This is a genomic window from Halomonas sp. CKK8 (assembly GCF_029625235.1).
In the GTDB taxonomy this organism is placed as follows: domain Bacteria; phylum Pseudomonadota; class Gammaproteobacteria; order Pseudomonadales; family Halomonadaceae; genus Halomonas; species Halomonas ventosae.
The window spans coordinates 1,133,073-1,145,066 of sequence record NZ_CP121193.1 but is presented as its reverse complement, the minus strand read 5'-3'; the positions used below and the strand labels follow the sequence as shown (position 1 = coordinate 1,145,066).

The window sequence follows — 11,994 nt, the reverse complement described above, 5'->3', positions numbered from 1 at the left end:
TTGCTGTTGAACCGGATTAAAAACTGGACAGCTCACAACCACCCACGCATATCAGCACTCCTCCCAGGTCCCCGAGGGTACGTGTTGCCTCACCTACACGATCTTGGGCAGGGCCGGAGCGGCGCCCTTTCACGGCAGTAGCCGTATGACGACTCCTGAGCCTTCCGACCAGGAATGACATGCCTCGCAATCGAGCCGAATGCGGCTTTTTCAGCAATGGCTAGTTATCGGTACGCCTGAAATCGGGAGCCGAATGGTGATGGCACACGACTCGTCGCTGGAAAAAAGCCTAGGCACTTGGCCTGGTAGGCGGTAGTTGGACCTTGGTCCCATCGCGTTTCATCGCGGCCCTGTCGAAAACATAGGGTTGGCAAAGGCTTCTTCGCTTCGTGCCGCTCTCAGCGCCTGGCGTTGGGTAGAAGTTGAAAACACGTACCATCTCCACACTGCCGATCATCGACTGGCTCTTACGGAAAGTGGGCAACGGCTGATCCGCGCTGGCCGAATCGCCAGGCACGAAAATGCAAAGTGGGACCAAGGGCCAATGACGCCAGGACTGGAAAAGGTCTAAACCTTCTAGTTCATGCAGGAGGGCCATGAGTTGGCATCGAATCGCTCAGATGTGTCCGTGTTCGTGGTCGATGACGATGCTTCCGTGCGTCGTAGCCTGTTGCGACTGCTAGGCGCCGCCGGGTTCCAGGTCGCCGTTTTCGACGCTCCCGACCACTTTCTCGACGCCGTGCGTTTCAACAAGACAGATCGTTGCTGCCTGCTCCTGGATATCACCATGCCAGGTTCAAGCGGGCTACTGACGATCGAACGCATGCGTCAGCGGGGCATTGACATACCGGTGATTGCCCTCTCGGCGACTGACGACGAGCTCACCCGCCGAATGGCCAAACGCCGCGGGGCAAAACTGTTCTTCAGCAAGCCTGTCGACGACAAGGCATTGCTCGACGCCATCGAGTGGGTGACCGCGTTGAACCAGAACGATGGCTGATGCAATGGACGAGTCGGCACCCGGAGCGGGCTGGCATGGAGCCCGGGGGCGCCCGATATTCGGGCCCATCTCGATATCACGGAAGGCGATGCACGCCCTCCCCATCGCCGCCCCTTCCCCTTCAGGCGCTGATTCCCTGGTGGTCGGCCAGGGTGATGACGACTTGATCTGCATCAACACCCTATTGGGAATCTGGGCTAGTCTGGAAGGAAGTCGGGGCAAGCATCGCTGCCAACCTTGGTGGCGGCGCTTGTGAGGTACCCAATATGCGGGATGAGATCTACGCGTCAGCCCTCTTCGTGCTGGCGGGTGTGTGCCTGCTCGGGGCTTTCCACCACGGGATGTCGAGCCGTGGGCGACACGTCGAGCGTTCCCAGCAGCTGTTTGCCGTCTTCTGCGCGCTGATGGCCGGACATCTCGCCGTGCGAGCCATCGGCCATCACCCGCTTTCGTATGATGCGCTCACGGGCGGGTGGCGCGCCGAGGTCATCACCGCCGCAATGGCGTTCGCCGTCTTGCCCTGGTTCCTGGTCGAATTCACCAACGCTCGTCCCCGATGGCCGCGTATCGCGCTGAGTCTCTACGTCCTGATCATTGCGCTCGGCGTTGCTGGTGTTCCCGCCACGGGGCCTCTTGCAGATGGCTTGGCTCCGTGGCATGCCGCAGAGCGACCGGAGGCCCCACTCTCTGCCCCCACCCTCCTCTATACCGCCCTGCTCCTGGGGCTGGTAACGGCCCAGCTTGACGGCATCCTCGCCTGCCGACGGCGGTATCGGTCGGGGACGGCAGGCCGCCACCTGGCTGTCGGCGTGGCACTCGCCGTGTTCACCGTGGGTACCGTGCTCGAGCTGATGCGCTTGCTGAAGCTGGCGGACACCTCCCCGGCCTTCGAGCTGAGTCTGCTTCCCGCGCTCGTGCTGATGAGCGCGGCGGTAGGACACGATCAACGCCTGACCTGGATGCAGGCGCTGCTGGACCACGTCCCGGCGATGATCACCCTGAAGGACCGGAATCGACGGTATCTGCTCGCCAACAAGGCATTCACGGATGAATACCGTCTTGACCCGGCCAGGCTGCGGGGTCGCACGGATCGGCAGCTATTCCCGGGCCAGGATCTCACAACGAGCCACCAGGCCGACACCGATGCCTTCACGAAGGGGGACGAAGTGGAGACGGAGGAGAGGGTGCAGTCACCGGATGGTATCCGCTTCCTGCGCTCGCGGCGCTTCCCCGTATTCGATTCCAACGACCACATCTGGGCCTACGGCTGCGTCTCGGAGGATGTGACAGCCTCGCGGAATGCCGACCTGGAAGCGCTCGAGCTTCGCCAGCAACTCACGCACATGGAGCGGGTCACACGACTCGACGCGATCAGCGCCTCCCTCGCCCACGAGCTCATGCAGCCGCTCACCGCAACCCTGAGCAACGCTCAGGCGGGACTGCGACTTCTGGAGGCTCACCCCTTGTCGATGGAGCCGATCCGCGAAGTGCTGACCGACATCGCCGCTGATGCAAAGCGTGCGAGCCAGATAGTGAGAACCTTGCGGGATATGACGCGACACACTCCATCACCGCACGAGCCAGACGACCTCTCGGAGGCGGTACGCGAGGTTCTCGATATGCTGGGTGCCGAAATGGCACTGAAAGGTGTTGTCTGCCGCAGGGACCTGGCACCGAGTTGCATCGCGACGATGAGCAAGCCGCAGATCCAGCAAGTCCTTCTCAACCTGCTGCTCAATGCCATCCACGCCGTGGAACAGCAGCCCGAAGGCTGCCGCCGGGTCGATGTACGCGCCGAGCTGGATGAGTCCGGGGCGGTGCAGGTTTCGGTATGGGATAGCGGGCAGGGCATACCGGCTTCCGAGATGCACCGCCTCTTCACCCCCTTCTACAGCACCAAGCCGGAGGGCATGGGAATCGGGCTGGCCGTCTGTCGCAACATCATCGAATGGCAGGACGGGCGCATCTGGGCAGAGAGTAACGAGCCGGAGCCAGGTACCACCTTCCGGTTTACGTTACCCGCCCAAGAGTCGCAATTCGCGAGTCAGCGCGCCGAAGGACGAGGCAACAGGTCATGACGAACCAGGCAACGAGCGAGCCTCGGGTGTACGTTGTCGAGGATGACGACAGCGTTCGTCGGTCCCTCGGGCGACTTCTCATGGCCAACGGCTACGCGGTGGCCTGTCATGAAAGCGCCGAGAGCATGCTCACGACGCTGCCGAAGAATTCAACGGGATGCGCCCTGTTAGATATTGGCTTACCGGACATGGACGGGGTTCAACTGCAAGCATTACTGGCCACCCACAGTCCGGCGTTGGCAGTGATCTTCCTCACGGGCCACGGCGAACTTGGCGCCGCCGTCAACGTCATGAAGCATGGCGCCGTCGACTACCTCATCAAGCCGGCCTCCGAGGAGACGCTTCTTCCGGTAGTCCGCGAAGCCCTGCGGCGAAGTGCCTGCACACTGGCGAGGCTGGCCGCCGAGCAGCGGGTCAGCGAGGCGATGGCTCGGCTCACCCGACGCGAACTTGAAGTCCTGGAACATGTGGTCGGTGGAAGGCTCAACAAGCAGATTGCCGCGGACCTCGGCATTGCCGAGAAGACCGTGAAGGTGCACCGCAGCCGGGTCATGGCGAAGATGCGCGTCCGCAGCGTGGCAGAGTTGGCGAGACAGTGTCAGATGCTCGGCATTGTCGGCCCGCACTTGCCGGAAGAACCTCCGGAGTGACTCACGGCCACCAGTTAACGAGCCTGAATACGGCCATACTCGACGCGCTACCGTGCTTGGTCATGGCGGTCAACAGCGTGGTATGGAAGACCCCCTTGGTAATACCGACACCGACGCGAGAAGTGGTCATGGGATAGGCTCCTCAACCGTGGGCAGGGCAGTGGCCCTCACTTCTGTCATTGGGGCGCAACGGCGCCTGTATCGGGTGGGGAGGGCTCTACCCCATTGCTTCGCCCGCAGGGTCACCCGTACCGACCCAAGGCTCGCTTCCTGCTGGTGGCCAGCCTTGACCGGGTGAGGTTGGCTGCCCACAAGACTCCAAAGACAACCGCCTCGGCTGCTCATAGCCGATGTACGAGTGACCAGACTTCTTCTGGCGAACGAATTATGCAGGATCAAGTAGGGCCAAGGTCCAATGAACGCTTCCGCCTGAATGCTCTATACCTAAATTCTGGCATCTGGAGTGAACTGAGGGACCTCAAATGCGAACGATCATTCCTACGGTTATCGTAGCCGGGGTAGCGACAATCGGGTCGGTCTGGTTTTCAACAGCGCATGCTCAGTGGAGTGGTGAAATCACTCCCTACCTCTGGGCGGCGGGTATTGACGGTGACGCGACGATTCAAGGTAATGACGTCGAGATCGATGTTGGCTTTGATGACCTTCTCGACAACACTGACCTCGCCGGTTCGGTACTGGGGGTGCTGAGACGGGATAGGTTGGTGTTCTGGGGCCAGGTTGACTACTTCGGCCTGAGCACTGGTGCAGTGGATACGCCATCCGGCGCGAGCGCTGAGTTGGAGACCGATTCCGTTATCTGGACGTTGGCCGCGGGCTACCAATTTGATGGCTGGATGCCTGGCCAGCACGTCGACGTCATGTTGGGTGCACGGCAACTTTCTCTGGACAACGAGCTTTCCATCAGCGGCGTTGGTACCTTCAAGCGTGACAAGGACTATACGGATGCTGTGGTGGTGGTTCGGCCCAGCTTGCCGATCAACGAGCGCTGGCTTTTCAACCCCACGCTCTCCTTCGGTACAGGGGATTCCGATAGCACGTGGGAACTCTGGCCGCAGTTCCAGTACAAGATTACGGACACCTGGGCGGCACGCATCGGTTACCGCCGTCTCCACTACGACATTGAGGGAGACGCCGGGAACGAGTTCGATGCCGCGTTTCATGGCTTAGTGGTCGGCTTTGGCGGATTGTTCTGAGGTTTTTCCCCTAGGACGCATCGAAGCGTGTGGCGTGCCCTGGTTCGGTACGCCATCGCGGGAGCGAAGGGGACAGGATTTTACAAGCTGATCACCCTGCAGTAGCGATAAGCCCCCTTGATCGTCGCGGAACGTCCAGCCGCGTGTCCACGACTGCATAATCATAACTCATGTTCTTTTAGCCAATCTAAAAAGCTGAACTATTGCCAAATAAACAACAGCACTCTGGTTAGCATGTAGACAAGGTTGCACGGCTCACAAAAATCTTAAAGCAACCATTTTGGAAAGGCGATCATAATGATTGACTCAACCCCGAAAAAGGACTGGCTAAAAATCAAAGAAACAGTATTAAATTACATTCAAACGTCAATGGAAGCCATTGAATGAACATTGTGCCACGAATTTTACTTGGGGTTTCGTTTCTATGCTTCGGGTTTTCCGTATCGGCCCAACAGTCAATTGTCTACCCAGCCAAGGGACAAACAGCAACACAACAAGCTAGTGACGAGGCCGCTTGTCATGCATGGGCCAAGCAGTCAACAGGCATAGACCCTGCAGTCGTGACCCAAAGCCCCACTCCATCCTCGCCACAAGCTGGGACGACATCGGGCAGTGGCGGTGAGCGCTTTCGCGGCGCCGTGCGTGGAGCTGCGGGTGGCGCACTGATTGGCGAAATCGCCAACGACGATGCCGGCGAAGGGGCCGCCATCGGCGCCGTGGTCGGCACCATGGCTGGGGGACGTCGGGCACGGCAGCAGCAACAGCAGATGCAGCAGCAACAGGTCCAGCAGCAGCAGCAGCAGACACATAGTCAGCAGCAACAGCAGATGGACACCTTCAGCCGCGCCTACGCCGCCTGCATGGAAGGGCGTGGCTACACCATCCGCTGAGTCACACGACACCGCTTCGGGATCATGCCCGGGCGACAGCAAAACGTGAGAAACACAAGGAGAGTCAGATGAGAGTGTCATTCCACCTGCGACGTCTGGCGCTGGCCACAGGAACGTTGCTTGTCGCCCTGCAGGTTTCCATGGCCGGGGCGTCCGAGTTTATCGAGGAGATGCCCGAGCTTTCCCAGGACCCGGATCGTGCCGGGGCCATGATCTGGGAAAGCCCTGATTTCAGGAGAGAGGACTACACCCGGGTGATGATAGAGCCGATCACCATCTATATCAGTCCCGAGTCCAAGGAGAAGGGGCTCAGGGCCAATGAGCTCAAGGCACTGGCAGACGGATTCGTGGAAGCGGTAACCATTTCACTGGAGCCGGAGGTTCCCGTGGTCAGTCAGCCTGGACCTGGAGTGCTCTACATTCGTGCGGCTCTCGTTGACGTGAAAATGGATAACAAGAAGCGTGGCCTGATGGGGTATACCCCCATCGGTTTCGTTGTCACAGCGGCCGCCAATGCGGCGGGAGCACGCATCATCTTGAGCGATGCCGTCCTTGAGGTCGAAGTCCTTGACTCGGTCAGTGGCAAGCGGCTGGGGGTGCTGACCGACAAGGCACCGAGCTCAGCGGATGGCGAGAACCTCTCCTGGGACTCCATCAGCCAGACCCTCACCTACTATGCTGGGCGCTTCAAGCAGCGCATGCAGATCGCGCAGTGAGTTCAAAAACGTGGCTGGAACGCGATCTTCCAGCTCTACGGGCCTCGAGCCCTGGTTCGATAAGGACCGGAGGCTCCGCGAGATTGAGCTGATGGAATAAACAGTCGACCAGCGAGGTGCAGCAGCTGCGACTGCTTGAGGCATGCTGAGGGGTAAGGAGCAGAAAAAAAATGGCACTTAAAATTGATACCAAAGCTGGCAGTCGTCGCTACGCTGCCTGGGTTGCCACAATAGCGGTCGGCTGCGCCTTCACCATGGCAGCGACCGCCAGCGATGACCTGGAAATTGCCAAGAAGCTGAGTAACCCGATTGCGTCCCTGACCAGCGTGCCCTTCCAATTCAATTACGACGAGAACATCGGCGTGACGGACAAGGGAAGCCGCTGGGTGCTTAACATCCAGCCGGTGATTCCCTTCAGCCTGAATGCGGACTGGAATGTCATCTCCCGCACCATCCTGCCGCTGATCGACCAACAGGATCTCCCGCCCGGTACCGACGAGAGCGGCGTGGGCGATGTCTTCCAGAGCGTGTTCTTCTCGCCCAAGTCGCCGACGGCCGGTGGCTGGATCTGGGGGGCCGGGCCGGCGCTACTGCTGCCGACAGCTAGTGATGAATTGTTGGGTGCAGAGAAGTGGGCGGCGGGACCAACCGCCGTGGCCCTGAAGCAGCAGAACGGCTGGACCTATGGCGGGCTGGTGAATCATGTCTGGTCGTTTGCAGGCGACGATGATCGCAATGACGTCAGTGCCACGTTCATGCAGCCCTTCCTGGCCTACACGACCCCGACGCTAACGACCCTAACCTTGAACAGCGAATCCACCTACGACTGGGAGGCCGAGGCGTGGTCGGTTCCGGTCAACCTGCTGGCCACCCAGCTGTTCCGTGTCGGTCAGCAGCCGATGTCCCTACAACTGGGAACACGCTACTGGGCAGATGCCCCTGAAGCTGGGCCAGACGGCTGGGGATGGCGTCTGACCTATACCCTGGTGTTTCCGAACTAGCCCCGTACCGATGGATGGGTAGCCCATGACCTCGTGGAGAACCTGACATGAAAGCCCTGAAGACACCTATTCTGACCGCCTTGCTGGCCATCGTCCTTGCCGGCCTGATGGCGACAACGACCAGCGTACAGGCCGCTACGCCCACGGCGGCGGAGATCGAGGCCAGTGTCGCCAACGCCCTGAGGGCGTTTCGCGACGAGGTCGACGGTGCCGACGACTACCTCAGCGAGGCCAAGGGCGTGCTGGTCATCCCGGATGTCAGGAAGGTCGGCTTCCTGGTAGCGGCCCAGTGGGGAACAGGCGCCCTTCAGGTGGAGGGGCGCACGACCGACTATTACAAGATGGAGGCCGGCTCTGCCGGCTTTCAGGCCGGCTACCAGAAGACCAATCAGGTCTTCATCTTCTTCACCGACGACGCCCTGGAGAAGTTTCGCAGCGGCGATGGCTGGACGGTAGGCGCCGAGGCTGGACTGACCCTCGTCGAGGTGGGCACCGGCATCTCGGCCGACACCCTCAGGAACCAGGGGGCCGTAGCCGCCTTTGCGTTCGGCAGCGAGGGGTTGATGGGCGGCTGGTCAGCGAAGGGAACCCGCTTCAGCCGGATACAGCCCGGCCGTTGACGGCGCTCCCATCCCGCGCATCCGCGATACCCCAGGGGATAGAAGGCGATAACGATGATAAAGATGGTGACAAGAACCCTGATCGTGCTCGGCTTCTGCCTGGGGGGGCTGTTGCTTCCCCAGGCCGAAGCGGCAAACATCGAGGCCGCGCAGCCGGGCCGCCAGAAGGTGGGCCTGGCCCTCAGTGGCGGCGGCGCACGGGGCGCAGCCCACCTCGGGGTGCTCAGGGTGCTGGAGGAGATGAAGATCCCCATCGACTATATCGCCGGCACCAGCATGGGCTCCATCGTCGGTGGGCTCTACGCCTCGGGGATGACGCCGGATGAGATCGAGCAAGCCCTCAAGACCATGGACTGGGAGCATATCTTCAGTGACGCCCCACCCCGAGTCGAGCGCTCCTTCCGGCGCAAGCGTGACGACGACCTCTACCTGGTGAAGGCCCGGCTGGGGATTTCCGATGACGGCAAGCCGCGTTTCCCGACCGGTGCCATACAGGGACAGAAATTCGACCTGGCGCTGCGAGCGCTCTCCCTGCCGGTGACCAATACCACGGACTTCGACCGCCTCCATATCCCGTTCCGCGCGGTGGCATCTGATATCGGCAGTGGAGCGAAGGTCGTGCTCGGAGAAGGCGACCTGGCAACCGCAATGCGTGCCAGCATGGCGGTACCCGGCCTCTTCGCCGCCGCCGAGGTCGATGGCCGCCTGCTGGTGGACGGTGGCATCACCGACAACCTGCCGGTGGACGTGGTGCGGGAGATGGGCGCCGATATCGTGATTGCCGTGGATATCAGCACCCCCATCAAGCCGGCGGAAGAGGTCATCAACCTCTTCGCGATCACGGGCCAGCTGACGTCACTCCTGACCCGCAATAACGTGGAGGAGCAGCTGGCGACACTGACGGAGGCCGACGTCCTGATCATTCCTGCCCTCGGGGATTTCTCCAGCTCCGACTTCGTGAATGCTACTGATGCGGTGCCAATCGGCTACCAGGCCGCCGATGCGCAGAGGAGCGAACTGCGGCGGCTGTCACTGCCAGCAGACGACTACCAGGCTCATCTTGCCGCCCGCACGGCCAGGCCCCCGCGTGACCTGCCGGTCATCGAGTTCGTCCGCATCGAGAACGACGCCGGGATATCCGACGCCATGATTCATGACCGCATACGCCAACGGACCGGCGAACCGCTTGACCGACAACAGCTGGAACAGGACATCGCACACATCTACGGCCTTGAACTGTTCCAGAACGTTCGCTACGACCTCGTCGAGGAGCAGGGTGAGACCGGCCTGCTGGTCGACGCACGCGCCAAGAGCTGGGGGCCGAACTACCTCCAGTTCGGCCTGGACCTGTCCAGCGATATCCGGGGCACCAACAGCTATGACCTGGGGGCAGCCTACCTTCGCACGGGGATCAACCCCCTGGGCGGCGAAATCCGCCTGGCGACACAGATCGGCCAGGACCCGCTGCTAGCGGCGGAGTGGCACCAACCCCTCGATAGCCTGTCACGCTATTTCGTCTACACCGGGGCCCGTTACGGTGCCACCAACGTGGATGTCTTCGATGGTCGGCGGGATGCGGTCGCGGAATACCGGGTCAAGGAGGCACGTGCCGAGCTTGCCCTCGGGCGAGAGCTCAGCGTCTATGGTGAGTCCCGGCTCGGCTATCGCTATCGTGACGGTGAAGTCGTCGTCAAGACAGGTTCGCCCGAGCTGCCCGAGTTCAGCTATGAAAGCGGGAATGCCTTCGCTCGCCTTGCGGTAGATCGCCTGGATAACTACAACTTCCCGGAAGAAGGCTGGCTGGGCGCCGTCGAGTACGACATCGCCCGGGAAGACCTCGGTGGCGATAGCGAGTTTGAACAAGTCAGGCTAGTCGCCAACGGTTTTACCAGCCTCGGAAATGGCCATGTGGTCGGCCTCGGAGGCCTGGTCAACTCGACCATCAGTGGATCGGCCGACATCCAGGACCGCTTTCGACTCGGCGGATTTCTCAACCTGTCGGGCTATACGGAAGACAGCCTGAGCGGCCAGCAGGCAGGCGTGCTCACTGCCATCTACTACAGGCGGTTCGAGGCCCTCCCCTTCCTGTCATGGTACCTGGGGGGGTCATTCGAGTACGGCGGCGTCTGGGAGGACAAGGGCGACCTCTTCGATGACGCCATATCTTCAGGAAGTGTCTTCCTGGGTGCCGACAGTCCTATCGGCCCGCTCTACCTCGGCTACGGGCATGCCGAAGGGGGCTATGACTCGATCTTCTTCTATCTTGGCCGTCCGCAGTTCCGGTAAAACGGGCTTTCATGAGCAGCTAGTGCAGATGGCTTTCCTGAGTTTATCGTCGTCATGCATTGCGCGTAAGGTATGTTCGCACTCGGGTATCTGGGATTCCTGCGCAATCACTCGGGCCTGCAGGCGCCGCTTCTCCTGCGCGACGAGTGGCAAGAGGACTTCGTCGACCAGGTGGAGGAACTGGGCATGGCGATGGCCGCAGGGCTGGACGCCGGCGTGCTCTAACCATATGCGATTAAATTCCGTTGATAGTCCCTTCCGATCCTTAAGCCCCTGCTATACCTCAAGGAGGCCCGTCTAACCGCAGGGATTTTCGGGCCTTGCCGAACGCCGCATCGGCCGATCGCGCGACAACAAGACAACAACAAGATCAACAGAACAACACGCTACGTCGACCAGACGCGATGTGAAGTCTTTCCCTTGGCTTCCGTCCAGCCCCCTCATTGGTTCTGGAGTGCCTCTGGCCGACTCACTGACGCGAGGTGAGTCATGAAGCTCTGGAATGATGGAATTACCGCAAGGCTGCTGGGCATCGGCGTTACCAGCCTGTTCCTATGGAACTCGCCGTCGGCGCAGGCTGACGATCCCCTGGTCATCGCCACCGCCAGCCCTGCCGGGGTCTACCACGTGGTCGGCCGGGCGCTGTGCCGAGTCGTCGAGATGCCCTGCAGGGCGCAGCCCAGCGACGGCTCCAGTGCCAACCTGCGCGCGCTGCGACGCGGCGAGCTGCAGCTCGCCATGGCCCAGTCGGACCTGCACCTGTACGCCACCCTGGGCACCGAAGGGTTCCGCAATGACGGCCCGAACGAGGCGCTGCGCTCGGTCTTCTCGCTGCACAGCGAGCCCTTCACCCTGGTGGTGCGCCGTGATGCCGGGATTCGCGACTTCGAGGACCTCCAGCAGCGCTCGGTGAACATCGGCAACCCGGGCTCCGGCCAGCGCGGCACCATGCTCAGGCTGATGGATGCCCGGGGCTGGAGCCGCACCAACTTCCGCCAGACCCACGACCTGCCGGCCGACCAGCAGTCCATGGAGCTCTGCCACGGCAACATCGACGCCATGGTCTATACCGTGGGCCATCCCAACGCCTCTGTGGCCCAGGCCATCCGGCTGTGCGATGCCGAGATCGTCGACGTGCAGGGCGACTTCGTCGACCTGCTGGTGGATGCCTACCCCTATTTCACGCGGGCCTCGATCCCCGCCGGCCTCTATGGCCCGGACCAGCAGGCCGTGGAGACCTTCGGGGTCAAGGCCACCCTGGTCACCACGGCGGACACCGACCCCGACCTGGTCTACCGGCTGGTCGCCAGCGTCTTCGATGACTTCACGCGCTTCAAGGCCGCCCACCCCGCCCTGGGCCAGCTGACGCCCCAGGCGATGATCCAGGACGGGCTCAGCGCCCCCCTGCACGAAGGGGCGCTGCGCTACTACCGCGAACAGGGCTGGGTCGAGGCCGAAAGCATGATGTCCGAACGCCACGCGCAACCCCGCCTGGCCGTGCACGACGCGGCACGTCCCGACTGAGCCCCGAGCGCGCAA

Annotated in this window: 12 protein-coding genes; 11 read left to right on the top strand and 1 reads right to left on the bottom strand. The window is 61.7% G+C overall.

What is annotated here, in order from left to right:
* The first annotated feature begins 601 nt into the window (after positions 1-601).
* The 3 genes from P8934_RS05380 (at position 602) to P8934_RS05370 (ending at position 3,728) form a co-directional block, all read left to right on the top strand.
* On the top strand, positions 602-1,000 hold the full coding sequence (locus P8934_RS05380) for a response regulator (protein ID WP_278033272.1): 399 nt from the start codon (positions 602-604) through the stop codon (positions 998-1,000).
* A gap of 266 nt (positions 1,001-1,266) precedes the next feature.
* Positions 1,267-3,078, top strand: a complete 1,812-nt coding sequence (locus P8934_RS05375; RefSeq protein WP_278033271.1) for an ATP-binding protein — start codon at positions 1,267-1,269, stop codon at positions 3,076-3,078.
* Complete coding sequence (locus P8934_RS05370; protein WP_278033270.1) at positions 3,075-3,728, top strand: response regulator; 654 nt, start codon at positions 3,075-3,077, stop codon at positions 3,726-3,728. The genes P8934_RS05375 and P8934_RS05370 overlap by 4 nt, the downstream gene beginning before the upstream one ends.
* A gap of 1 nt (position 3,729) precedes the next feature.
* Here the strand turns inward: P8934_RS05370 and P8934_RS05365 are convergent, their stop codons facing one another.
* Positions 3,730-3,858, bottom strand: a complete 129-nt coding sequence (locus tag P8934_RS05365) for a hypothetical protein (protein WP_278033269.1) — start codon at positions 3,856-3,858, stop codon at positions 3,730-3,732.
* 352 nt (positions 3,859-4,210) lie between these two features.
* On the opposite strand from P8934_RS05365, the gene P8934_RS05360 reads away from it, so the two are divergent.
* The 8 genes from P8934_RS05360 (at position 4,211) to P8934_RS05325 (ending at position 11,979) form a co-directional block, all read left to right on the top strand.
* The gene (locus P8934_RS05360; protein ID WP_278033268.1) at positions 4,211-4,942 is read left to right on the top strand and encodes a hypothetical protein; all 732 of its coding nucleotides are present in this window, start codon (positions 4,211-4,213) and stop codon (positions 4,940-4,942) included.
* Positions 4,943-5,325: 383 nt separating this feature from the next.
* Positions 5,326-5,832, top strand: a complete 507-nt coding sequence (locus tag P8934_RS05355; RefSeq protein ID WP_278033267.1) for a glycine zipper domain-containing protein — start codon at positions 5,326-5,328, stop codon at positions 5,830-5,832.
* A gap of 68 nt (positions 5,833-5,900) precedes the next feature.
* Positions 5,901-6,548, top strand: a complete 648-nt coding sequence (locus P8934_RS05350; protein ID WP_133636228.1) for a DUF3313 domain-containing protein — start codon at positions 5,901-5,903, stop codon at positions 6,546-6,548.
* Between the two features lie 170 nt (positions 6,549-6,718).
* Entirely contained in the window at positions 6,719-7,549 is an 831-nt protein-coding gene (locus P8934_RS05345; protein WP_133636229.1) for a transporter, read from the top strand.
* Positions 7,550-7,596: 47 nt separating this feature from the next.
* Entirely contained in the window at positions 7,597-8,169 is a 573-nt protein-coding gene (locus P8934_RS05340) for a YSC84-related protein (protein WP_278033266.1), read from the top strand.
* A gap of 63 nt (positions 8,170-8,232) precedes the next feature.
* Positions 8,233-10,455, top strand: a complete 2,223-nt coding sequence (locus tag P8934_RS05335) for a patatin-like phospholipase family protein (protein WP_278033265.1) — start codon at positions 8,233-8,235, stop codon at positions 10,453-10,455.
* A 72-nt stretch (positions 10,456-10,527) separates the two neighbouring features.
* Positions 10,528-10,680 (top strand): hypothetical protein, encoded by a 153-nt coding sequence (locus P8934_RS05330; protein WP_278033264.1) that lies wholly within the window; start codon positions 10,528-10,530, stop codon positions 10,678-10,680.
* 264 nt (positions 10,681-10,944) lie between these two features.
* The gene (locus tag P8934_RS05325) at positions 10,945-11,979 is read left to right on the top strand and encodes a TAXI family TRAP transporter solute-binding subunit (RefSeq protein WP_278033263.1); all 1,035 of its coding nucleotides are present in this window, start codon (positions 10,945-10,947) and stop codon (positions 11,977-11,979) included.
* The last annotated feature ends 15 nt before the right edge of the window (positions 11,980-11,994 follow it).